A 22,429-nucleotide genomic window follows, 5' to 3' on the forward strand; every position below is an offset into this window, starting at 1 on the left:
GCAATAAACACAGCATAAATGGAAGAATTTAAAGACGATATCAATCTGGGAGAAAACGTAGTGAAAGTACTCAAAGGTATTTATGATCCCGAAATTCCGGTGGATATATATGAACTGGGCTTAATCTACGATGTCATGATCAATGAGGATAATGAAGTAAAAGTTTTGATGACTTTAACTTCTCCAAATTGCCCTGTGGCAGAAACATTGCCTCGTGAAGTAGAAGAAAAAATTACTAAGATAGACACCGTTAAATCGTGTGAAGTGGAAATCACTTTTGATCCGCCATGGACCAAAGATTTGATGAGTGAAGAAGCGAAATTAGAATTAGGAATGCTATAAAAATAGTCTAAAGTCTAAAGTTGTAAGGTTAAAAGCTTTATGACTTTCGGCATTCGACTTTATAACTCAAAATGGACGAAATCATTAACAAAGTAGCCAATTCTGCACTCGAAGTTTTCGATCTAGAGGATTATTATCCTAACGGAATACGAACGCAGCTTGACATTTCGCAATGGCTTCACGAAGGTTTTCTGTTGAAAGAAAAAGACTTTCGCGAGGCATTAAAAAATCACGATTGGCAACAATATGAAAATCAATTTGTAGCTATTTATTGCTCCACTGATGCTATTATTCCGGCGTGGGCATCGATTTTGGTTACGGTGTATTTAGGGCCTTTTGCTAATAAAATGGTTTTAGGCACACTCACCGATTTGGAAACCGCTTTGTATCAGGAAATTATTCCTACCATTGATTACTCTCAATACCAAGACAAGCCTGTCATCCTAAAAGGCTGCTCTAAAAAACCGGTTCCCGAAAGTGCTTATATTATGGCCATTCAGAAGCTTCAACCTTTTGCGAAAAGCATCATGTATGGTGAAGCTTGCTCGGCAGTTCCGCTATTTAAGAAAGCTAAATAATTAGTTTTTTGATACTATTTGGTCAAGCCAATTGTATTCTTACCTTTGCACCGAAAATTTTAATCTAAACAAAATGAAAAAAAGTATACTTACGGTTGTATTAGTATTTGCTATAACTAGTTCATTTTCTCAAGTTAACGAAAAGGAGTTGTTGAAGAAAACAGAAGAAGCGGTGGCCAAAATTAAAGAAGAAAAACCAAATGGTTGGTTAAAAAAAGGGACATTTACTTTTTTAGCCAATCAAGCAACGTTCAACAACTGGCTTGCTGGAGGACAAAGCAATGTTTCCGGAAATATCGGTTTGAACTATGATTTTAATTATAAAAGCAATAATTGGAATTGGGATAACAAAATTATCGCAGGCTATGGTCTAACCAAAATTAAAGATCAAGACCTTCAAAAATCAGATGACCGTTTGATTTTAAATTCATTGGCAGGAAGAAAGGCTAGTGGTTATTGGTATTATTCGGCATTTTTCAATTTCCAAACACAATTTGATTCGGGAATTGATTTAGCATCGGGAATTAAAACTTCTCATTTCTTTTCGCCTGCTTATTTTCAATTTGGACCAGGTATGTTATGGAAAAAAAGTGATAATTTGAAAGTAAACATTGCGCCAGCAACATCAAAATTAATTATTGTTCATCCTCATTTCACAGAACTTGGACCCTCATTTGGTGTTGAACAAGGCAATTCTTCACGATATGAATTTGGAGCAGCATTAAACGCGTATTACAAATTTACAATGGTGGAAAACGTAACTGTTGAAAATATTTTGAACCTATATTCTAACTATTTAGAAGATCCACAAAATGTTGATGTTGACTATACTTTAAATGTAGCAATGAAAATCAATAAAACGTTGTCAACAAATTTAGCCTTTCAATTGCTATTTGATGATAATGCTGTTGCTGAAGGTGCAAATTATGCAAAAGTACAAACAAGACAAGTTATTGGTCTAGGAGTGAATTATGCTTTCTAATCTAAATCTATTTGATATAAAAAAGTCCCGAAATTTTTCGGGACTTTTTTGTTTTATCTAAAGGCTTGTTCTAAATCGGCCAATAAATCATCTATATCTTCAACACCAGTACTCAATCGAACTAAATCGTCTGTGATGCCTATTTCTTTACGTTTGTCTTCGGGAATCGAAGCATGCGTCATCAAAGCCGGATGATTAGCCAAACTCTCCACGCCACCAAGCGATTCCGCCAAAGTAAATACTTTCAGTTTTTCTAAAAATGCCACAGCATCTTCCTTTTTACCTGATTTAAAAGTGAAGGAAACCATTCCGCCAAAACCACTCATTTGTTTTTTGGCAATTTCATGAAACGGATGACTTGGTAAACCAGGATAATAAACGGTTGCCACCTCAGGATGATTGCTTAAAAAAGCAGCTACTTTTTCGCCGTTTTCACAGTGTCTCTGAACTCTTAAATGTAGCGTTTTTATTCCTCTTAGCACTAAGAAGCTGTCCATTGGTCCTAAAGTTGCACCGGTTGCAAATTGCTTGAAGTGTAATTCATCTCCTAATTCTTTATCTTTTATAATCAACGCTCCGGCAATAACATCGGAATGTCCGCCAAGGTATTTTGTGGCCGAATGCATGACGATATCGGCACCCAAATCTAAAGGTTTCTGCAAATAAGGCGTAGCAAAAGTATTATCAACTGCAAAAAGAATGTTTTTTGCTTTAGTAATCTTGGCAATTTCAGCAATATCCGCCAGTTTCATCAAAGGATTGGTCGGTGTTTCTACCCAAACCAACTTAGTGTTTTCATTGATAAGCGATTGAAATTTTGCGATATCGTTCATATCTACAAAGTGGAATTTAATACCACTGTCTTTGTATAATCGGGTAAATAATCGATACGTTCCGCCGTATAAATCGTCCATTGCAATAACTTCGTCACCAGCTTTGAAAAGACGTAATAAACAGTCTGTCGCTGCTAATCCTGATGAAAAGGCCAAACCACGCGCACCATTTTCTATTGATGCTAAAGCATCTTCCAAGGCTTGACGTGTTGGGTTGGCTGCTCGGGAATATTCATAATCACCAACAGGTTTCCCAGGTGATGTCTGTGCATACGTTGAGGTTTGAAAAACAGGAGGCATGACAGCTCCGGTAACTTCTTCATGATGTTGTCCACCATGTATGACTTTGGTATTGAATTTCATTTTGTAGAATATTTATTTGTAGTAGATTATGCAAAGGTAATTTTTTGTTTTTAATAGCCCAGATAGAAATGAAAATCCTTTTTCCTATCAGGGAAAAGATTGTAATGGATAGCTGGAAAATGCTCCTAAATAAACTTTCTAATCTGCATCATGATTCCGGTGTGCAGCGCTTCGTGATAATTGTTGAATTCCATGGCCGCTTTGGCATTTTTGATGGTGAATCCTGACATTGTGGTGAATTCGGTGTAGTTTTTAAAAATATCTCTAGCAAAGTCTTTTTGGGCTTGTTCTAATGTTGAAAACAAAAATATTTTAAGCGCATCCACTTCTTCTTGACTTACGCTGTGTTCCGGTTTAGTGCCGCGTTTGTATTTCGAAACCATATCGTCCGAAACCATCATTGGCAATCCAGATAAATTGTAGACCAGCATCTGTTGTACGACCACGATGTGCGCAATATTCCAAATTAAGTTGTTGCTGAATCCTTCGGGAATAGTATTGAGCTGCGCTAAAGTATAATTATCAAGAAATTTCGAAAGTACTGTGCGGCTAGTGTGATTGATTTCAAAAGTTGTAGTCATATTTTGTTTTTTAGGATAAAATTACAGATTATAACCTTTAAATGATTTTCCTTTGCAAAAAGAAATTTTATGATTGATAAAATCTACTATCTGGCTTCTTGTGATACGTGTCGCAAAATTATAAAATCCTTACCTAATTCAGGAAGATTGGCCTTTCACGACATCCGTCAAAATCCGATAACCGAAGCGGAACTAGAAGAAATGTACTCGCTTTCCGGAAGCTACGAAGCGCTTTTCAGCAAAAAGGCACAGTTGTACAAGTCCATGGATTTAAAAAACAAATCCTTGACCGAAGCCGATTTTAAAAAGTATCTCTTAGAACATTATACTTTTTTAAGCCGTCCTGTTTTTATCATTGACGACCAAATCTATATTGGTAACGGACAAAAAAACATCTTAGAAGTTATAAAAGCTTTGACCTAAATGTCTAAAAGAACGTGGGCACTAATTGCCGCATTAACGGTTTCAATAATTTATGGCGTTTCGTTTACGATTGCCAAAGACGTCATGCCGACGTATGTTAAACCTTTTGGATTTATTTTACTTCGCGTTTTTGGGGCAACTGTCTTGTTTTGGGCCGTTTCTTTTTTGGGACCAAAAGAGAAAATTCAAACGAAGGATTTTCCTCGAATTATAGCAGCAGCTTTTTTTGGCGTGGCGCTAAACATGCTAACTTTTTTCAAAGGATTAAGTTTCACTTCGCCCATTTCGGGAGCGGTAATCATGGTGACAACGCCTATTATTGTGATGATATTGTCGGCGGTACTCATCAGGGAAAAGATAAAAGTCAGGAAGATTTTAGGCATTTTGCTTGGTCTTATCGGTACCGGATTTCTAATTCTCTACGGTAAATCAATAGGAAACGCCAGCAACGCTTCGTTGGGAAATCTTTTGGTGTTTATCAATGCGGTTTCGTATGCGGTTTATTTGATAGTCGTTAAAAAACTGATGGATAAATACAATGCGTTTACCTTTGTAAAATGGATTTATACTTTTGGTCTGCTGATGGTTTTGCCTTTCGGATGGAACGAATATCAAGAGATTCAATGGGCCACAATTCCGACACATATTCTCTGGGAAATAGGCTTTGTGGTGGTGTTTACTACTTTTTTGACGTATCTGTTCAATCTGGTTTCGATGCGCGAATTAAAGCCAACGACTGTGGCGGTTTTCATTTATCTGCAGCCGCTTTTTGCTACTGTTTTCGCCATTAGTTTAGGAAAAGACGAACTCACTTGGGTTAAAATCATATCGGCAGTTTTGATTTTTGTTGGGGTTTTTCTGGCTACAAAGAAGAAATCCTAAATCCTAAATCCCAAATCCTCATTTTTGAATATATTTGTAGTTATTAGAAAACATCCGAATGATACAATCCATGACTGGCTTTGGGAAAGCTTCGCAGCAATTACCCACCAAAAAAATTACTGTAGAAATCAAATCACTAAACTCGAAAGGGTTGGATTTAAATACCAGAATGCCCTCTGTTTTTCGCGAAATGGAATTGGGGCTTCGGAACCAACTGTCCCATAGATTGGAACGAGGAAAAATCGATTTTTCTCTATACATAGAAATTACAGGCGAAGAGACATCGTCTAAAATCAATGTGCCGATTGTCAAAGGCTACATTGCCCAAATGAAAGCGGTTATTCCTAATGCCGATGAAACCGAATTAATGAAAATGGCCGTCAGAATGCCCGATGCTCTTAAAACGGAACGCGACGAAATTGACGAAAACGATTGGAAACAAATTCAAACCGTTATTGATGAAGCCATCGAAAACATAGCACAGTTCCGAAAAGATGAAGGCGTGGCATTGGAAAAAGAATTCCTGCACCGCATTGCCAACATCATGACATTGATGAACAATGCCGTTGCCTATGATGCCGAAAGAGTAGAAACTGTAAAAACCCGTCTAAGAACCGCTCTTGATGAGTTAAAAGAAAATGTTGACGAGACTCGTTTTGAGCAAGAATTGATTTTTTATCTAGAAAAATACGACATCACTGAAGAAAAAGTGCGTTTGGAAAATCATCTGAATTATTTCATCGAAACGCTTGCCGGAACAGAAGCTAATGGCAGAAAATTAGGATTCATCACACAAGAAATGGGAAGAGAGATCAATACGATGGGCTCTAAATCGAACCATACCGAAATGCAAAAATTAGTCGTGATGATGAAAGATGAATTGGAGAAAATCAAGGAGCAGGTTTTAAATGTTTTATAAAGGCAATAGGCTTTAAGCAATAAGCTTTAGGCAAAATAATAGTAAACAAAGCTTACAGCATAATGGCTTATAGCTTAAAGCATCAAAAATGAAAGGAAAATTATTAGTATTCTCAGCGCCATCTGGTTCCGGAAAAACCACCATAGTAAGGCATTTATTGGCGCAACCCGATTTGAACCTCGAGTTTTCGATTTCGGCAGCAACACGCGAACTTCGTGGCGAAGAAGTCGATGGAAAGGATTATTACTTTATGTCGATAGCCGAGTTCAAAAAACATATCAAAGCGGATGATTTTATTGAATGGGAAGAAGTGTACCGTGATAACTTTTACGGAACACTGAAGAGTGAAGTCGAGAGAATCTGGGCGAAAGGGAAAAACGTGATTTTTGATATTGATGTTTCCGGTGGCTTGCGCATCAAATCTAAGTTTCCCCAGGAAACCTTAGCGGTTTTTGTAAAACCACCTAGCGTAGATGAGCTCAAACGACGTTTAAAAGAACGTTCTACCGAAAGCGAAGAAAAAATCAATATGCGTATCGCTAAAGCACATGTTGAATTGGCAACAGCACCGCAGTTTGATACTATTATCAAAAATTATGATTTGGATGTGGCCAAGCAGGAAGCGTATGAGTTAGTGAAAGAGTTTGTAAAATGAGCCATTAGCCACTAGTAAAAAGGCAATAGAAAATATGATTGCCTAATGCCTAATGCCTAATGCTTAATTCCTAATTTATGAAAATCGGACTATACTTCGGAACCTTTAACCCTATTCATATTGGGCATATGATTATAGCCAATCACATGGCCGAACATTCCGATTTGGACCAGATTTGGTTGGTTGTAACGCCACACAATCCGCATAAGCAAAAAAGCACCTTGCTTGACGATTATCAGCGTTTGCACATGGTTACTTTGGCAACTGAAGATTATACCAAAATCAAGCCTTCAGATATCGAGTTTAAACTACCGCAACCCAATTATACCGTAAATACATTAGCGCATTTGGAAGAGAAATATCCCCATCATAAGTTTGCCTTAATTATGGGAGAAGACAACCTCAATTCGCTGCATAAATGGAAAAACTACGAAATAATTCTACAAAACCATGATATTTATGTGTATCCCAGACTCCATTCAGGTGAAATGGATCATCAGTTTGCCAATCATCCTAAAATTCATAGAGTTGGTGCACCAGTCATAGAACTCTCTTCGACATTCATCCGCGAAAGCATCAAAAATAAAAAAAATGTGGCCCCAATGCTCCCACAGAAAGTTTGGGATTATATAGATAGTGGGTCTTTTTACAGAAAGTAATTTATTGCTTCAAAAACCTAGTTGTTTTTACTAAGTCGCCAACAGTGATTTGAATCAAATACCATCCTTTTTCTAGGCCGGAAACATGGAGCTTTTCTTCTGAAGAAGTACTCGTTTTTGATAGTATTTTTTGCCCTAAAAGATTGAATACTTTAATTTCAGAAATACTATTTGAAGCCGAAACCGTCAAAATATCCGCTACCGGATTGGGATAAACCCTGAAGTCGACAATAGGATTATTGGTTATGTCTAGTGCAGTATCAACTTTTACACTGATTACAAAAGAACTCTCTCCATCCAGATTTGAAGCCGTAACGGTATAATCTGTGGCTGGAGAAATTAGGGTAGGAGTTCCGCTGATGGTTCCTGTAGCAGTATCAAAACTTAGTCCTGCTGGTAAGTTTGGATGTATAGTATAGCCATAGGTTTTTATTTTTCGGATTTTATTATTGCCATAATCACATACAAAAACGGTATTATTTTGATCAACAGCAACACCTGTTGAAGCATTAAATTGTGCTACTGTAGAAACGCCGTCAGTAGCGCCAACCACGCCCGTTCCTGCATACGTTGAAACCATTCCGTCGGGTGTAATTTTTCGAATTTTGTGGTTTCCTCCATCCGTTATGTATAAGTTATCATTGGAGTCAATCGCTACAATGGCAGGATAAAAAAAAGTGGCCGCAGTTCCAAGTCCATCTGCAGCTCCAATAGTGCCACTACCGGCAATCGTAGAAACATCACCCGAAGTATTGATTTTTCGAATTTTATTGCTGTAATAATCGGCTACAAAAATATTTCCGAGACGATCTACACATACTCCAGTTGCTCCGTTAAACTGAGCTGTTAAAACAGATCCATCGGTTGAGCCCGCAAGCCCGGTTCCGGCTAATGTTGAAACTGCCCCATCAGGAGTAATTTTTCGAATTTTATTATTGCCAAAATCAGCCACCAAAATAGTATCATCAGCATCAACTGCCATTCCGGCCGGGTAATAAAAACGAGCGGTATTTCCGGGGCCATCTGTTGCTCCGATTACTCCGGTTCCGGCAAAGGTTGAAACAGTGCCATCGGGCGTAATTTTCCTAATTTTATGATTGCTTTGGTCGGATATGTAAAGATTGTTGTGTGAGTCAAAAACAGCACCATCAGGATATCTAAAAGTAGCAACCGTTGCAACTCCATCATCAGCGCCTATAGCTCCAGAACCAGCAAAAGTCGTCACATCTCCAGTTACCGTAATTTTCCGGATCTTGTGATTGTTACGATCAACTACAAAAATATTCCCAAAATTGTCAATAGTAACAACGGTGGGAAGATTAAAGCTTGCGGCAATTCCGTTACCGTCAGCCGAACCAATACTTCCTGAACCTGCAAAAGTTGAAACTAAAGTCTGAGCAAGGATATTTCCGCCTGTATTTATCGGTTCTAAGTTGGTTATAGTTTGATTAACAGTAAAAGTATTGGGTGTAGTATAACTGATATTTGGAGCCTGCGAATGAATAAGATTGAACGTAAACAACAAACCTATAGTAATTTTTTTCATGTTTGGGAAGGGTTTATTCTGATACAAATGTAATTTAAAAATTGGAACTGATTGATTTATAACGGCTAATAGATTTTGTGCTTTAAAAAGATATTGAGTTGTTTAAAAAACAGTATTTTTGATAGATATAAAGGTTTATCTACATGAATAAATATCCAAAATTTGCCGTTATTGGCGGCGGAAGCTGGGCAACAGCCATTGCAAAAATGCTTTGCGTCAATCTGGACGAAATTGCCTGGTATATGCGAAATGAATCGGCCATAGATCATATAAAAACTCAAAAACACAATCCCAATTATTTAAGTTCGGTGGAGTTTGACATCAGTAAATTAAAGCTGACTTCAGACATCAACGAAGCAGTGGCCTATGCCGATTATATCATTTTTGCAATTCCTTCGGCTTTTTTGAGCGCTGAATTGGCAAAGTTGACGGTAAGTTTAAAAGACAAAGTTATCTTTTCTGCTATTAAGGGTATTGTTCCCGAAACGTCTTTGATTGTTGGCGAACATTTCAATAAAGAATTCGACATTCCGTTTGAAAATATTGGCGTTATTACCGGTCCATGTCATGCCGAAGAAGTAGCGCTGGAACGACTTTCCTATCTGACCATTGCCTGTGGTGATGCAAGTAAAGCGAAAGTAGTTGCTAAAGTATTAGCAGGGAATTACATCAAAACCAAAATTTCGGACGACATCATCGGAACTGAATATGCGGCCATGCTCAAAAATATTTATGCCATTGCAGCCGGAATTGCCCATGGTTTAGGTTATGGCGATAACTTTCAGTCGGTCATTATGAGTAATGCGATTCGTGAGATGAAAAAGTTCATCCGCAAAGTGCATAAAATGAAGCGAAACATCAATAATTCCGCCTATTTGGGTGATTTGTTGGTTACGGGATATTCCGTTTTTTCCCGAAACCGAATGTTCGGAAACATGATTGGAAAAGGCTATACCGTAAAATCCGCCATGATGGAAATGTCTATGGTGGCCGAAGGCTATTATGCCGTCAAAAGTGCCTACAAACTCAATCAGGAATACAAAGCCAAAACGCCTATTATTGATGCGGTTTATGAAATTTTGTACGAAGGGAAAGATGCCAAGAAAGTCTTTAAAAAACTAACGGAAAAATTGGATTAGCATGAGCGATAGGTGGAAATATCAACTAAAGACAGGTTTGCCTTTCGGACTTTTATTACCTGTTTTTATCACAGCTATGGATTGGTACGGCACTTCTTTCGAAGAAGCCTTTTTAACGAAAAAATTTCTGATTAATCTTATAGTGTACCTCTTTGGAGGCGTATTTGTAATAGGGTATTTCAACTGGAGAGAAAAGAAAAAGAACGAAGAATACAATAAACAGAAGTAAATGACTATCGCACAATTACGCCATCTACAAACAAAATAGGAACTTCTTCTACATAGTCCGGAGTGATGGATTGCGCCTTGAAGATAAATTTCTTGTCGTATAAAGTGCTTCCGATAAAGTAAGTCACCATAAACTCATTGTTCAGTCGAAGTACACTTTTCTCAACCATTTCGATCTTGACAACCGAAACCGCTGGAACCTGCATAAAAGCATGACGCAGTAACGACGTTTTTTTCATTTCCCCATCAAGAGTGCCAAAAGCTTTAGAAACGACCATTACGGAGTCTAAATCGAAGTCAGAATCATTGACCAGATACACATACCAAACTTTTTCCATAAAGTCATCGCTCCATTCTTGAACAGCCGCCAGAAACACGTTTTCAACTTTTGGGATGGTAATGTCTTTTTTCAATGATAAAAAATTAGGAGCCATTTCCCGCTTTCCGCGCTACATGGTAGCTTGCTGCAATCGGGGCTAGGGTTTCGTTTATATACTCGACTTAAATTGCTCTAAGAAACGCACATCGTTTTCATAAAACATTCGGATATCGCCAATTTGGTACAGCAACATCGCAATACGCTCAATACCCATTCCAAAGGCAAAACCATTATATTCCTCAGGATTGATGCCACAGTTTTTCAAAACATTAGGATCTACCATACCACAGCCCATAATTTCCAACCAACCGGTTCCTTTGGTAATGCGGTAATCGGTTTCGGTTTTCAATCCCCAGTAAATATCCACTTCGGCACTAGGCTCAGTAAACGGAAAATAACTAGGTCTCAAACGTATTTTCGACTTCCCAAACATTTCCTTGGTGAAATATAAAAGCGTCTGCTTTAAGTCGGCAAATGAAACCTCTTTATCAATATACAAACCTTCCACTTGATGGAAAATACAATGTGAACGCGAAGAAACAGCTTCGTTTCTGAAAACTCTACCTGGAGAAATAGTTCTAATCGGCGGTTTGTTGTTTTCCATATAACGCACCTGTACCGATGAGGTATGCGTTCTCAGCAATACATCAGGGTTAGTCTGAATGAAAAAAGTATCCTGCATGTCTCTTGCCGGATGGTATTCGGGTAAATTTAAAGCGGTAAAATTATGCCAATCGTCTTCAATTTCAGGCCCATCAGAAACATTAAATCCTATTGTAGAAAAAATATCGATAATCTGATTTTTTACCAGAGAAATAGGATGACGAGAGCCAATGATAGCCGGTTCTGCAGGACGGGTTAAATCGCCATAAAAACCTTTAACTTCTTCCTTACTTTCCAATTCTTCTTGAATGGCTTTTACTTTTTCTTCAGCAACTGCCTTTAGGGTATTGATCACTTGACCAAAATCTTTTTTCTGATCGTTTGGTATATTCTTGAATTCGGTAAAAAGCTCTTTCAACAAGCCTTTGCTTCCTAAATATTTGATACGGAAATGTTCTAAAGCTTCCTTGTTTTTGGTGTTGAATGCTTTAGCTTCTTCAATGTGTTCTTTAATCTTGTCTATCATCGGTCATTTTGGTAAAGGTGCAAATTTAGGTTTTTTAGTTGAAAGTAAGCAGTCACAGTCGCAGTTTTCAGTTATCAAAATACTGTTTACTGCGACTGCGACTTTAAACGTTACTCAATAACCTCTTTTTCTAGAAAATAATTCACAATCGCTTCTTTCATCAAAACCGATTGTTCTCCGGCTTTTAGCGCAGGCAATTCTTCCTTTATTTTGTAATGAGGCCAACCGTCTTTGTCTACAAAATCAAATTCGTAGTATCCATAAGGCTCGAGTAAGCGACAAATGGCGATATGCATCAGGTTAAGCTTTTCGTCTTTTTTAAACGTTTGGTGTACTTTTCCGAGTTCTTGTACTCCGATTAGATATATAATGGCGTCTAAGTCGAGTACGTCTCCTTCCGCAAATTGATTGGAAAGGATTTGCACGACATTGTCCCAGCGGTTTTTTAATTGTTCGTCTCTTGACATTTTTTAAATTTAGAGAATAGAGAATAGATGATAGATAATAGACTTTTTGCCTCAATATCAATTTCTAAATTCTAAGTTTGGATTGCAAAGATAACTATTGAAAACTAATAAAACTGCCAACTGTTACTGTGAACTGAACACTAATTCTTGATTTCTTTAATCGCAGCCTCATCAATCCAACCGGTAGTTTCGTCGGTGAGTTCGACTTTTTTCCAATTGGCGATGCTTTCGAGGATGTATACTTTTGTGCCTTCGTGAAGCAATGTTGCGTCTGGACTGCTAAGTTTAGGTTCGGTTTTTAGTGGCGTGCTTTCGGCAAAAATGATGGCCGGTCTTTCGTTGTCGTTACGGTTTTTTTCATAAAATCCGGAGGCGGCACTGAGTACAATACCTAGTAACCAAAAGAACATTCCCATAAAGAAAATGCGTTTTAAAATCGTTTTCTCTGAAAAATAATATCCCACAAAAAACAATAAAAACAGGAACGCAAAACTCACAGCAATCCAAGCCCAAGTGTCATAATAGTATTTCGAAGTAAAATCGGAAAGCAATTTGTGGAATCCTACTTTTGGAATTACTTTGACGTCATCAATGGCCATTTTTCGGGCAAATTCTAAGTTGGTTTTGATTTCAGAATCACTTGGTTTCAGCAATAAAGCCTTTTCGTAATTGTATATTGCCGGAGCCACTTTATGCAGTTTGTAATAAGCGTTTCCGAGATTAAAATACAATTCCGCTGATTGTTTGCCGGAATTCACAACGCTTTCGTAACTTGAAATAGCAGCTTCATACTGCTCTTTTTCGTAGTGTTTGTTTCCTGTTTCAAAAGTATTTTGAGCCCAAAATGTTTGGGAAAGGAGTAGCAATAAAAAAAGTAATCTCTTCATTATCATTTTATTTTAATTGCTTTTCTAGTTCAGATATAATGACCACAGCCTTATCATAATCCTGTTGAATGGCCGATTCTGAAGAAAAGGCATAACGCGCCAATTCACAGTTTTCGGTTAACTGAATGAAATCACCAACGGTCTCCGGATTGGCTTTTCGAGAGAGCAGTAATTCCGTTATCTTCTCCTTACTCATTTCCGAAGTTTCGATGTGTAATTTGGCTTTCAGGAAGTTGTGCATGGCTTTTTCCAATGCGATGTAGAACGGTTCTTTGTTGCCCAGATGTTTTTTGGCTTCGCCCAAATATTTCTTCGCCAATGCATTCGATTTCTTGATTTTATTCCCAACCACATCGTTGTCTGACGCGTCTTTTCTTCGTTTGCCCACAATCAAAAACGGAATCGCCAAAAACGGTAAAAAGACCAAAGAATAGAACAATCCTGAACCCAAGAAATCTTCTTTTTGCGTCGGCTGCAAAGCGGTTTTTTGTTTGATGTAAGCGAAGGACTTAGCCACTTCTAATTTGGTTTTAGCCACATCATTCGGATTCGTTTTTTCGGAACTGGCTGCGCTTGGACCATCCAAAACAGAAATAGTAATGGGTTGAGAGGTAATGGTTTTGTAGCTTGACGAACCCAAATCGAAATACGTAAAACGCAGCGGCTTGATTTGGTAGCTTCCTTTGTATTGAGGAATGATGGTGTATTTGTCGGAAATTTTACCAGACATTCCAGTTAATGGTGTGTTGACGTTTTCATCGTGTACCGGATCGTACATTTCCAATGCCGAAGGGACAATTGGTTTGGGCAATGTAAACAATTTGAGATTTCCGACTCCAACGACACTGACATCCAAATCCATAGATTCGCCGTTTTTCAATAGTGTTTTGGAAGGTTTTACTTTGAAATCAAAGCGACCAACAGCACCTGAAAAATCTTCCGGTTTTCCCTTCTCTGGTAACGGACGCACATTGATTATTTTGCTTCCGGCGGAAACCCGTTTGCTGTCATCGGTCATCATTGCTTGTCCCCAAAAATTTCTTCGGTTCGTAGGTACTTGGCAATCGATATCTAATGATAAGGGTTCGATTTCAAGTTTCCCGGATTTTTGCGGATACAAGACTGTTTTTCTCAAAACCACATAACGATAACGCTCTCCTTTAAAAGTTCCGTCTTCGGCCACCAATTGTTTGATATCGATATTCTGACTCCAGAAATCATTGTATTTTGGTTTGTTGAGCTCGCGCCAATTGGTTATCCCGATGTTGTAGCTGAAATACAATTTGTAAACCACTGTTATCGGTTCGTTGAGATAAGGATTGGCTTTAGAAATGTCGGCCACTAAATAAATATTATCGTCAGCACTTATAGTTGGAGCTTCGTTAGGATCTTTCGGAATCTGAACGGCATTTGTCACGTTGATTTTTACAGGCGATGTTTTATAAATCTGACCGTTGATTTCGATGGAAGCCTGTTTGAGCGTCAAGGAACCTTTTTGCGTAGGCAATAATATGTAGATATACGATTTGTTAAAGGAACTTCTTCCGTTGATCCAAGATTGGCTTACCGACTGACTTGGACCAGCAACCACCTTAAATCCAGAAGCTTCGAAGTTGGGCGGGACAAAATTGTCGCCATCAGCATTCATCGTAAAATCAACGCGAACGCGTTCGTTTAAACCTAGAGAATTCTTGCTCACTTTTGCCTCAAACTGAACTTGGGCGAAAAGCGAGTAACTTATTAGTAAAACCGTTAAAATTAATATCTTTTTCATTTTCAAATTGACTAATTTCCAAATCTATTTTACCAGTCTTTTTCTGCTTTTTTAGGGTTGAGCTGTACTTTTTGTTTATTTACCTTATCCTGAACTTTTTTCTCTTCGTTGTTTACCGCATCCAATAAATTCTCAACACGTTGTTTTCCCATGCCACCAGGCTGTGGTTTTGGTTTGCCGTCATTTTGATTTTTATCGTCTTTCTTATCTTTATCCTTGTCGCCTTCTTTTTTATCTTTATCCTCGTCTTTTCCGTCTTTCTTATCGTCTTTTTTGTCTTTGTCTTTGTCTTTATCCTTATCCTGATTTTTATCTTTCTTATCGTCTTTTTTGTCCTGATTTTTGTCGCCGTCTTTTTTAGGAGGATTGTTTTTCAGATATTCTTTTGCCAAGGCATAATTATAGCGGGTTTCTTCATCAGCCGGATTGTTTCGCAAGGCGTTTTTATAGGCCTCCACTGCGTTGGCATAATCTTTAGCTTTCATAAAAGTATTGCCTAAATTATGAGAAGCCTGATGTTTTTCTGCTCTAGTTTTGGCCGTTTTTAAGGCTTTAGCATAATGATATTTGGCTTCAGCCGCTTGGTTTTGTTTGTAAATAGCATTTCCCAAATTATAGGATGCAATTGCTTTTTTTGGATTTTTAGATTCGGAAACTCTGTAATCTGCTTCGGCATCAGCGTATTTTTTTTCGACGAATGAGTCGTTTCCTTTAGGCAAATCGGTATCCTTCTCTTGAGCTTGAAAAGCTAAAGAAATCAGTAGGAAGCTATATAAAAATATCTTTTTCATTTAATCCTTTTCGTTAAAGAGATTCATTTTTTCAACCCATTTAGTCTTTTTCTCCAACAGAAACACATCCAAAAGCAGTAGGAAAAACCCAAAACCTAAAAACCATTGGAACTGCGATTTAAAATCGGCCATTTGTGTACTTTCAAATTCGGTTTTCTGAATGTTATCTAGAGCATTTTTCACATAATCCAAAACCGCTTTGGTAGAATTTCCGTCGACATATCCGCCACCAGAACTTTTGGCTATGGTTTTCAATACATCGGCATTTCGTTTGGTAATGACTACTTCACCTTGTTGGTCTCGTTGAAAACTTTCGACAACACCATTGCGCTTTAACGGAATCGTACCACCTTTTTCAGTTCCGACACCAATGGTCAATATTTTCAACCCTAATTTTTTGGCTTCCTCGGCGGCATCTTGAGCGCTATCAGAATGATCTTCACCATCGGTAATAATGATTAAAAGCTTATTGGTTTTATCTTTTTTATCGATGTAGGTTGTGGCCAGATTAATTGCTTGGTCAATGGACGTTCCCTGAGCTGAAATCATTCCGGGATTCATGCTTTGCAGAAACATTTTGGCGACACTGTAGTCACTTGTAATAGGCAACATTGGAAAGGCACTTCCCGAATAAGCAATAATACCGATGCGGTCGCTTCCCAGATTATTGATGATTTGGGAAACCAACTGCTTGCTTTTTTCCAATCGGCTTGGTGCAACATCTTCGGCTAACATACTTTTTGAGACATCCACAGCAAAAATAACATCAATACCTTCGCGTTTTACGGTTTCTAATTTGGTGCCAATTTTTGGGTTCACTAAACCAAGAATCAGACAGGTTAATCCCAATAAGATCACAACTAATTTCAAAACAGGTTTGAAAGCCGATTTTTCAGGGCTCAGTTTTTTAATCAATTCCAAATCGCCAAATTCGCGTTGTTTTTTTCTTTTCCAGAATTGAATGTACAAGAAAAGCACCGCCATTATGGGGATGACTATCAGGAAATACAAATACCATTTTTCTTCTAACTCGTACATAATTAATTATGAATTATGAATTTTAAATTATGAATTAAATTCGTTCTCACTTTGTTCATTCGTCTTTCGTAGTTTCTAATCAACTTCGTTCAGTTCTGCTTTTAGTCTCAATTCGTAATTATATAAAACTTCTATAAACGGTGTTACGCAAACCAAATTCGATTAAAACCAAAATACAGGCAATCCATACAAAAGGTCTGTATTTTTCATCGTAATCGTAGAATTTCAGTTCCTGAATCTCGGTGGTTTCCAATTTATTAATTTCGTTATAAATCGATTCCAATTTGCTATTGCTGCTGGCTCTGAAATACTTTCCACCAGTATTTTTGGCAATGGTCTGTAACAAACTCACGTCAATTTCAACAGGCATCATTCGGAATAAAAAGCCGCCATTTGGAGCATACGCATAAGGGAACATCGCATTTCCATTGGTTCCAATTCCGATGGTATAGACTTTAATTCCGTATTCTTTGGCAATTTGGGATGCGGTTTCGGGCTCTATAAATCCTGCATTGTTGACACCATCCGTCAAAAGAATAATTACTTTGCTTTTCGCTTTACTATCTTTCAAACGATTAACAGCAGTGGTCAATCCCATTCCGATTCCGGTTCCGTCTTGCAAAACATTATTGTATTCGATACTTTTAATGGCTTCTTGTACGATGGGTTTATCGCTTGTTACCGGTGTTTTTGTATAGGCTTCTGCAGCATACACTACAATTCCGATGCGGTCATTGGGTCTTCCTTGAACAAAATTTTCGGCCACTTTTTTTAAGGCTTCCATTCGGTTAGGCTTTAAATCCTTGGCAAGCATACTTCCAGAAACGTCAATGGCCATTACAATATCGATACCTTTTGTCGATTTGGTTTGACTGCTGATGTCTACTTTTCGTGGACGCGCCATGGCAATAATCAACGAGCTTAATGCCACTACTCGCAATACTATTAAGAACGGCTTCAATTGTGCCAACAATGATTTCTGAGCTTTGAACCCTTTAACCGAACTTATTTTCAAGGTTACCGATTGCTGTTTTCTTTTCCAAAAGTGCCACACAATAGCTGCCGGAAGCAATAAAAACAACCAGAAAAATTCAGGATTTAAAAAACTTATCTCTTTCATTCTTGCGTAGTTGTTTGTAATTCTACCGAGTTCAACATTCTTTCGGCAATCTGTTGTCCGTATTTATCTTCTTCACGATGCATCACTAATAGGGTCTGTAAGCCACCGTTTTGACTGAACAGCAATAACTCGTAATACATTTTAGTGGATTTACCCTTTACTTTATCTAAAACACTCATTGTGCCATAAGCTTTCTTGCCGGCAATCCCTTTTTGAGTATCAAAATCTTCTGTTTTTACAATGATGTTTTGAGCGCCTTGCGCTTCCATTATTTTCAGATAACCTTCGGCTGTTTTATCTAAATCTATTTGAGTTTCTTGTTTGTAAGTTACTGTAGACACTGTGATGTAGAAGTCCTCCAATAAACTTCCGTAACCAAAAGTCTGCATTTCCTTAATCATTGCCATGGCGTCTTTTGGAAGTGAAGTAGCAACATCAATACGCTTTAGAACTTTTGGAGTTTCCACGCGTACGCCTGGATTTCCGTATTCGCTGTAAATCCATTTTCCTTCCACTAAATCTTTAGTGGGATGACCTAAGAAATTATCTTTTACATAGTCAAAGCCTTTGAAATAAATTAAACCTAAAACAGAAAGCATCAGCATGCCTAATACAATTCCAATGGTCGAAATAATGCGAACACGTTTTTGTTTTTTGAGTTTTTGCAAACGCGCCAACTCTTTCTGTTGTTCGTTCCATTGTAGTAATTCGTCATCTTCCTCTACTACTTCAGGAATCGATTTGTGTATGGTTACTATCGAATTAGAAATACGTTTTTTATCTTCTTCAATTTCAAAATCAAGCGGTTTTACTTTCGCAAATTTTACCAAGTCGGCTTGTTTTAAAACTTTTTCCAGATTTTCAACGGTTTCGTTGGACAGTTTTAATTTCTTTTGTTTGGATGCTTTTCGAAGCCCTTCAATCAATTCAGATGTGGTGCTTTCCATAGCCGGAATGTGAATTTCTTCTTCGATATAGTTACGTGCAATATCTGTTAACTCAGAATAGTAATGTTTGATTTCACCTTTTTGCCAAAGCTCTTTTTTCTCTAATTGTTGCAATAAGGTTGTGGCTTTTTCTATAGGTGATTTGTAAACCACTTCTTCCACTTTAGGTTCGCTTTGTCTTTTTTTGATGTATTTGTAAATGAAGAACCCTAAAACGGCAATAGCTAACAGTATCAAAAGATAAATCCACCAGTTGCCTAACGGACTTTCCACTAGCGCAATATCTTTGATGTCGTACATTTTTTGTTTTAAGGTGTCGACTTTCACAGCGTTCACTTCAACCTTAATGCTGTCTGAAAAAATAGGTTTTCCATTGATTACAACCGGAATTCTTGGAATAACATATTGGCCAGAATCAAATTGGGTTAAGCCATATTTCTTGATTAATTGGTAGCGGCCTCCGTTTTTTACCGTATCCATTTTATAGGATTGAATCACTTCTAAGGCTCCAAAATTCTTCGCTTCGGGGAATTTTACTTTTGATAAAGTATCGACATCAGTTTTCAGTGTCAGTTTAAATTCGGCTCCGATTTTGTTTTTGGTTACGTCAATAGCAGTTGTCACTTTTTGGGCAAAAAGCGAAGTTGATATCAGAAAAAATAATATATATAATTTAATTTTCATTTGTTTAAATCTTAAACCTTACAGGTTTCTAACGGGATTTAAAATACCCTAATAATTTCGTCACATAACTTTCGTCAACACGCGTGTTTACAGTTCCGGAACCACATTTCGAGAAAATATCTTTAAAATAATTCACTTTATCTCGGTATTGTTGTTCGTAACTCAAACGCGCTTTCTTTGAACCTGTATTCACTACTAAAATCTCTCCGGTTTCGGCATCTTCCATCGTTACCATTCCGATGTTGGGCATTTTTTCCTCACGGATGTCGTACACACGAACTCCGGTAATATCGTGTTTCTTCCCGGCAATCTTGAGCGTTTTTTCGTAATCATCCTCTACCATAAAATCCGAAATCACGAAAACAATCGCTTTCTTTTTTTGCGTGCCGGATAAAAATTTCAACGCTTGTGATAAATCGGTTTTTTTGCTCTTAGGCTTGAATTCGATGAGTTCGCGGATGATTCGTAAGACGTGAGATTTTCCTTTTTTGGGCGGAATGTATAATTCGATTTGATCCGAAAATAAAATCAGACCAATCTTGTCGTTGTTTTGTGTAGCCGAAAAGGCCATGGTTGCTGCAATTTCGGTGACGATTTCGCTTTTCAGTTGGTTTTTGGTACCAAAACTTTCCGAACCGGAAATGTCTACCATCAGCATCATGGTCAGTTCGCGTTCTTCTTCAAAGACTTTTACGTAAGGTTCGTTGTAACGCGCCGTAACATTCCAATCAATCGCACGAATATCATCGCCATATTGGTATTGACGCACTTCCGAAAACGTCATACCTCGACCTTTGAAAGACGTGTGGTATTCTCCCGAAAAGATATGATCGCTCAATCTTCGGGTTTTGATTTCGATTTTACGAACTTTTTTGAGTAGGTCTTTTGTTTCCATTTTTAAGGCAATAGGCAATAGGCAATAGGCAATAGGCAGAAGTTTTACTAATGGCTAATGGCTTTTGACTAACTACTTTTTAAGGGACTTCAATTTCGTTAACAATTTTGTTGATGATGTCAACAGAAGTGATGTTTTCAGCTTCAGCTTCATACGTAACGCCAATTCTGTGACGCAATACATCATGTACAACAGCACGAACATCTTCTGGAATTACATAGCCACGACGTTTGATAAACGCATAACATTTGGCTGCATTTGCCAGATTAATACTTCCACGAGGTGAAGCTCCAAAACCGATAAGTGGTTTTAGACTTTCTAATTTATATTTCTCCGGATAACGTGTCGCGAAGATGATATCCAAAATGTATTTTTCGATTTTTTCATCCATATACACCTCACGAACCGCTTCTTGCGCTTTTAGGATTTGCTCGATGGAAACCACAGGATTCACTTTTTCATAAGCTCCTTTTAAATTCTGACGAATCACCAAACGTTCTTCATCTATTTTTGGATAATCGATAACGGTTTTTAGCATAAAACGGTCGACTTGAGCTTCGGGTAAAGGATACGTTCCTTCCTGTTCAATAGGATTTTGAGTAGCTAAAACTAAGAATGGTCTGTCCAATTTAAAAGTGGTATCGCCAATGGTCACTTGTTTTTCCTGCATCGCTTCCAGCAAAGCAGACTGCACTTTTGCAGGTGCACGATTAATCTCATCCGCCAAAACGAAATTGGCAAAAATGGGTCCTTTTTTTATAGAAAATTCATTGGCTTTAATGTTGTAAATCATGGTTCCAACAACGTCTGCCGGTAATAAATCCGGCGTGAACTGAATTCGGCTGAAACTTCCTTGAACTGCTTGTGACAACGTGTTTATTGCTAAGGTTTTTGCCAGCCCTGGAACACCTTCTAAAAGAATATGACCTTGACCTAAAAGTCCGATTAACAATCGTTCCACCATGTGCTTTTGACCTACGATAACTTTATTCATTTCCATAGTCAGCAAATCAATAAAAGCACTTTCTCTTTCTATTTTTTCATTAATCGCTCTAATGTCTAAAGCAGTACCAGTTTCTTCCATAGTTAGTCTATTTGTTCTAAAATGTGACGGTTATAATTTTAACATTTCAAAAGTGAAAATTTAATCCCTTACCAGATGTTAACGATGCGTTAAAACTTTAGAAAACATCCCTATTTTAAGGATGATTTATGATTTTCTTTTTATAATTTTAAGACCGAATCTATTTTTCGAAATTTTCGACAGCAAAATAATAAAATTTTCGAAATTCAAAAACAAACATCAATTTTACACAACATGAAAACAAAACTATCGCCTATCGTTGCCGGAACCATGAATTGGGGCATTTGGGATAAAAATTTAACTACTTCAGAAATGGAACATTTGATGCACGTTTGTATCGAAAACCAGATCACCAGTTTTGACCATGCGGACATTTATGGAAATTATACTACTGAAGCTGATTTTGGAAAAGCGTTTGCGCAAAGCAAGATCGACAGAAACAGAATGCAATTGATTTCAAAATGCGGTATTCAACATATCAATGGAAGAAATAATACCATTAAACACTATGATTACTCCAAGGAATACATCGTTTGGTCGGTCGAAAATTCACTGAAAAATTTGCAAACTGATTATTTGGACGTATTGTTGTTGCATCGGCCAAGTCCGTTAATGGTGGCTGATGAAATTGCGGAGGCGGTTTCCAAATTGAAGAGCGAAGGTAAAATCATTGATTTTGGTCTCTCCAATTTCACAGCATCGCAATCCGAATTAATCAGACAAAAAACAGCAATCAATTACAATCAGATACAATTTTCGACCACACATCATGAAGCCATGTTGGACGGAAGCCTAGATTATATGCAGTTGCACAACATTCGTCCAATGTCATGGAATCCGTTGGGAACTGTTTTTCGCGAAGATATTGAACAAACCCGACGTCTTAAAAAACTTTTGGTACAATTAGTAGAAAAGTATCATTTGGGTTCCGATTCGATATTGTTAGCATGGGTTTTAAAACATCCGGCCCATGTTATTCCGGTAGCCGGAACCGTAAATATTGCCCGAATTCAAGCCTTGATGAAAGCCGTAGCTTTGGATTTAGACAAGCTCGATTGGTTTGCCATTTGGTCAGAAAGTATGGGAAATAAGGTTCCGTAAAAA

The 22,429-nt window shown here is 37.7% G+C and carries 25 protein-coding genes; 11 read left to right on the forward strand and 14 right to left on the reverse strand.

Annotation, left to right across the window (positions count from 1 at the left end; all coding sequences use genetic code 11):
• The first annotated feature begins 18 nt into the window (after positions 1–18).
• From ACULEU_RS00245 to ACULEU_RS00255, 3 genes are all read left to right on the forward strand, one after another.
• Positions 19–342 carry an SUF system Fe-S cluster assembly protein gene (locus ACULEU_RS00245; protein ID WP_445453458.1) on the forward strand — a complete coding sequence of 108 codons (324 nt, stop codon included), beginning with the start codon at positions 19–21 and terminating at the stop codon, positions 340–342.
• Between the two features lie 71 nt (positions 343–413).
• The gene (locus ACULEU_RS00250; protein ID WP_445453459.1) at positions 414–920 is read left to right on the forward strand and encodes a DUF2480 family protein; all 507 of its coding nucleotides are present in this window, start codon (positions 414–416) and stop codon (positions 918–920) included.
• A gap of 73 nt (positions 921–993) precedes the next feature.
• Positions 994–1,902, forward strand: coding sequence for a DUF3078 domain-containing protein (locus tag ACULEU_RS00255; protein WP_445453460.1), 909 nt, complete (start codon positions 994–996; stop codon positions 1,900–1,902).
• A gap of 53 nt (positions 1,903–1,955) precedes the next feature.
• Here ACULEU_RS00255 and ACULEU_RS00260 read toward each other — a convergent pair whose 3' ends face one another.
• Both ACULEU_RS00260 and ACULEU_RS00265 read right to left on the reverse strand, forming a co-directional pair.
• Positions 1,956–3,098 carry a cystathionine gamma-synthase gene (locus ACULEU_RS00260; RefSeq protein WP_445453461.1) on the reverse strand — a complete coding sequence of 381 codons (1,143 nt, stop codon included), beginning with the start codon at positions 3,096–3,098 and terminating at the stop codon, positions 1,956–1,958.
• A 125-nt stretch (positions 3,099–3,223) separates the two neighbouring features.
• Positions 3,224–3,679 (reverse strand): DinB family protein, encoded by a 456-nt coding sequence (locus tag ACULEU_RS00265; protein ID WP_445453462.1) that lies wholly within the window; start codon positions 3,677–3,679, stop codon positions 3,224–3,226.
• Positions 3,680–3,751: 72 nt separating this feature from the next.
• Between ACULEU_RS00265 and ACULEU_RS00270 the strand changes: the two genes are divergently transcribed.
• From ACULEU_RS00270 to nadD, 5 genes are all read left to right on the forward strand, one after another.
• Positions 3,752–4,102, forward strand: coding sequence for an arsenate reductase family protein (locus tag ACULEU_RS00270; RefSeq protein ID WP_445454866.1), 351 nt, complete (start codon positions 3,752–3,754; stop codon positions 4,100–4,102).
• Positions 4,103–4,984, forward strand: a complete 882-nt coding sequence (locus ACULEU_RS00275; protein ID WP_445453463.1) for a DMT family transporter — start codon at positions 4,103–4,105, stop codon at positions 4,982–4,984.
• A 58-nt stretch (positions 4,985–5,042) separates the two neighbouring features.
• Entirely contained in the window at positions 5,043–5,903 is an 861-nt protein-coding gene (locus ACULEU_RS00280; RefSeq protein WP_445453464.1) for a YicC/YloC family endoribonuclease, read from the forward strand.
• Positions 5,904–5,991: 88 nt separating this feature from the next.
• The gene (gene gmk, locus ACULEU_RS00285) at positions 5,992–6,558 is read left to right on the forward strand and encodes a guanylate kinase (RefSeq protein ID WP_445453465.1); all 567 of its coding nucleotides are present in this window, start codon (positions 5,992–5,994) and stop codon (positions 6,556–6,558) included.
• 77 nt (positions 6,559–6,635) lie between these two features.
• Positions 6,636–7,217, forward strand: coding sequence for a nicotinate (nicotinamide) nucleotide adenylyltransferase (gene nadD, locus ACULEU_RS00290; protein ID WP_445453466.1), 582 nt, complete (start codon positions 6,636–6,638; stop codon positions 7,215–7,217).
• 1 nt (position 7,218) lies between these two features.
• Here the strand turns inward: nadD and ACULEU_RS00295 are convergent, their stop codons facing one another.
• A complete protein-coding gene (locus ACULEU_RS00295) occupies positions 7,219–8,763 on the reverse strand; it encodes a T9SS type A sorting domain-containing protein (protein WP_445453467.1) in 1,545 nt (514 codons plus the stop codon).
• Positions 8,764–8,906: 143 nt separating this feature from the next.
• On the opposite strand from ACULEU_RS00295, the gene ACULEU_RS00300 reads away from it, so the two are divergent.
• A complete protein-coding gene (locus ACULEU_RS00300) occupies positions 8,907–9,902 on the forward strand; it encodes an NAD(P)H-dependent glycerol-3-phosphate dehydrogenase (protein ID WP_445453468.1) in 996 nt (331 codons plus the stop codon).
• A 1-nt stretch (position 9,903) separates the two neighbouring features.
• Entirely contained in the window at positions 9,904–10,131 is a 228-nt protein-coding gene (locus ACULEU_RS00305; protein WP_445453469.1) for a hypothetical protein, read from the forward strand.
• A 4-nt stretch (positions 10,132–10,135) separates the two neighbouring features.
• Here the strand turns inward: ACULEU_RS00305 and ACULEU_RS00310 are convergent, their stop codons facing one another.
• The 11 genes from ACULEU_RS00310 to ACULEU_RS00360 form a co-directional block, all read right to left on the reverse strand.
• Complete coding sequence (locus tag ACULEU_RS00310; protein WP_445453470.1) at positions 10,136–10,543, reverse strand: hypothetical protein; 408 nt, start codon at positions 10,541–10,543, stop codon at positions 10,136–10,138.
• 75 nt (positions 10,544–10,618) lie between these two features.
• Positions 10,619–11,638, reverse strand: coding sequence for a phenylalanine--tRNA ligase subunit alpha (gene pheS, locus ACULEU_RS00315; protein ID WP_445453471.1), 1,020 nt, complete (start codon positions 11,636–11,638; stop codon positions 10,619–10,621).
• A gap of 110 nt (positions 11,639–11,748) precedes the next feature.
• Entirely contained in the window at positions 11,749–12,105 is a 357-nt protein-coding gene (locus tag ACULEU_RS00320; protein ID WP_445453472.1) for a hypothetical protein, read from the reverse strand.
• 140 nt (positions 12,106–12,245) lie between these two features.
• Positions 12,246–12,992, reverse strand: a complete 747-nt coding sequence (locus ACULEU_RS00325; RefSeq protein ID WP_445453473.1) for a tetratricopeptide repeat protein — start codon at positions 12,990–12,992, stop codon at positions 12,246–12,248.
• 7 nt (positions 12,993–12,999) lie between these two features.
• Complete coding sequence (locus ACULEU_RS00330) at positions 13,000–14,766, reverse strand: BatD family protein (protein ID WP_445453474.1); 1,767 nt, start codon at positions 14,764–14,766, stop codon at positions 13,000–13,002.
• A gap of 29 nt (positions 14,767–14,795) precedes the next feature.
• Positions 14,796–15,557, reverse strand: coding sequence for a tetratricopeptide repeat protein (locus tag ACULEU_RS00335; protein ID WP_445453475.1), 762 nt, complete (start codon positions 15,555–15,557; stop codon positions 14,796–14,798).
• Positions 15,558–16,595 carry a vWA domain-containing protein gene (locus ACULEU_RS00340; protein WP_445453476.1) on the reverse strand — a complete coding sequence of 346 codons (1,038 nt, stop codon included), beginning with the start codon at positions 16,593–16,595 and terminating at the stop codon, positions 15,558–15,560.
• A gap of 118 nt (positions 16,596–16,713) precedes the next feature.
• A complete protein-coding gene (locus tag ACULEU_RS00345; RefSeq protein ID WP_445453477.1) occupies positions 16,714–17,715 on the reverse strand; it encodes a vWA domain-containing protein in 1,002 nt (333 codons plus the stop codon).
• The gene (locus tag ACULEU_RS00350; RefSeq protein ID WP_445453478.1) at positions 17,712–19,346 is read right to left on the reverse strand and encodes a BatD family protein; all 1,635 of its coding nucleotides are present in this window, start codon (positions 19,344–19,346) and stop codon (positions 17,712–17,714) included. Before ACULEU_RS00350 ends, ACULEU_RS00345 begins: the two co-directional genes overlap by 4 nt.
• A 28-nt stretch (positions 19,347–19,374) precedes the next feature.
• A complete protein-coding gene (locus tag ACULEU_RS00355; RefSeq protein ID WP_445453479.1) occupies positions 19,375–20,241 on the reverse strand; it encodes a DUF58 domain-containing protein in 867 nt (288 codons plus the stop codon).
• A 79-nt stretch (positions 20,242–20,320) separates the two neighbouring features.
• A complete protein-coding gene (locus ACULEU_RS00360; RefSeq protein ID WP_445453480.1) occupies positions 20,321–21,325 on the reverse strand; it encodes an AAA family ATPase in 1,005 nt (334 codons plus the stop codon).
• Between the two features lie 234 nt (positions 21,326–21,559).
• On the opposite strand from ACULEU_RS00360, the gene ACULEU_RS00365 reads away from it, so the two are divergent.
• On the forward strand, positions 21,560–22,426 hold the full coding sequence (locus ACULEU_RS00365; protein WP_445453481.1) for an aldo/keto reductase: 867 nt from the start codon (positions 21,560–21,562) through the stop codon (positions 22,424–22,426).
• The last annotated feature ends 3 nt before the right edge of the window (positions 22,427–22,429 follow it).

This window comes from Flavobacterium sp. 25HG05S-40 (assembly GCF_052654735.1).

Bases quoted from the DNA above. Each gene is read 5' to 3' on its own strand.
- pheS (WP_445453471.1), bottom strand. From the start codon at position 11,638: ATGATAGACAAGATTAAAGAACACATTGAAGAAGCTAAAGCATTCAAC.
- ACULEU_RS00265 (WP_445453462.1), bottom strand. From the start codon at position 3,679: ATGACTACAACTTTTGAAATCAATCACACTAGCCGCACAGTACTTTCG.
- ACULEU_RS00365 (WP_445453481.1), top strand. From the start codon at position 21,560: ATGAAAACAAAACTATCGCCTATCGTTGCCGGAACCATGAATTGGGGC.
- ACULEU_RS00260 (WP_445453461.1), bottom strand. From the start codon at position 3,098: ATGAAATTCAATACCAAAGTCATACATGGTGGACAACATCATGAAGAA.
- ACULEU_RS00320 (WP_445453472.1), bottom strand. From the start codon at position 12,105: ATGTCAAGAGACGAACAATTAAAAAACCGCTGGGACAATGTCGTGCAA.
- ACULEU_RS00330 (WP_445453474.1), bottom strand. From the start codon at position 14,766: ATGAAAAAGATATTAATTTTAACGGTTTTACTAATAAGTTACTCGCTT.
- gmk (WP_445453465.1), top strand. From the start codon at position 5,992: ATGAAAGGAAAATTATTAGTATTCTCAGCGCCATCTGGTTCCGGAAAA.
- nadD (WP_445453466.1), top strand. From the start codon at position 6,636: ATGAAAATCGGACTATACTTCGGAACCTTTAACCCTATTCATATTGGG.
- ACULEU_RS00275 (WP_445453463.1), top strand. From the start codon at position 4,103: ATGTCTAAAAGAACGTGGGCACTAATTGCCGCATTAACGGTTTCAATA.
- ACULEU_RS00340 (WP_445453476.1), bottom strand. From the start codon at position 16,595: ATGTACGAGTTAGAAGAAAAATGGTATTTGTATTTCCTGATAGTCATC.
- ACULEU_RS00345 (WP_445453477.1), bottom strand. From the start codon at position 17,715: ATGAAAGAGATAAGTTTTTTAAATCCTGAATTTTTCTGGTTGTTTTTA.
- ACULEU_RS00295 (WP_445453467.1), bottom strand. From the start codon at position 8,763: ATGAAAAAAATTACTATAGGTTTGTTGTTTACGTTCAATCTTATTCAT.
- ACULEU_RS00255 (WP_445453460.1), top strand. From the start codon at position 994: ATGAAAAAAAGTATACTTACGGTTGTATTAGTATTTGCTATAACTAGT.
- ACULEU_RS00360 (WP_445453480.1), bottom strand. From the start codon at position 21,325: ATGGAAGAAACTGGTACTGCTTTAGACATTAGAGCGATTAATGAAAAA.
- ACULEU_RS00250 (WP_445453459.1), top strand. From the start codon at position 414: ATGGACGAAATCATTAACAAAGTAGCCAATTCTGCACTCGAAGTTTTC.
- ACULEU_RS00300 (WP_445453468.1), top strand. From the start codon at position 8,907: ATGAATAAATATCCAAAATTTGCCGTTATTGGCGGCGGAAGCTGGGCA.
- ACULEU_RS00325 (WP_445453473.1), bottom strand. From the start codon at position 12,992: ATGAAGAGATTACTTTTTTTATTGCTACTCCTTTCCCAAACATTTTGG.
- ACULEU_RS00350 (WP_445453478.1), bottom strand. From the start codon at position 19,346: ATGAAAATTAAATTATATATATTATTTTTTCTGATATCAACTTCGCTT.
- ACULEU_RS00355 (WP_445453479.1), bottom strand. From the start codon at position 20,241: ATGGAAACAAAAGACCTACTCAAAAAAGTTCGTAAAATCGAAATCAAA.
- ACULEU_RS00280 (WP_445453464.1), top strand. From the start codon at position 5,043: ATGATACAATCCATGACTGGCTTTGGGAAAGCTTCGCAGCAATTACCC.
- ACULEU_RS00305 (WP_445453469.1), top strand. From the start codon at position 9,904: ATGAGCGATAGGTGGAAATATCAACTAAAGACAGGTTTGCCTTTCGGA.
- ACULEU_RS00245 (WP_445453458.1), top strand. From the start codon at position 19: ATGGAAGAATTTAAAGACGATATCAATCTGGGAGAAAACGTAGTGAAA.
- ACULEU_RS00335 (WP_445453475.1), bottom strand. From the start codon at position 15,557: ATGAAAAAGATATTTTTATATAGCTTCCTACTGATTTCTTTAGCTTTT.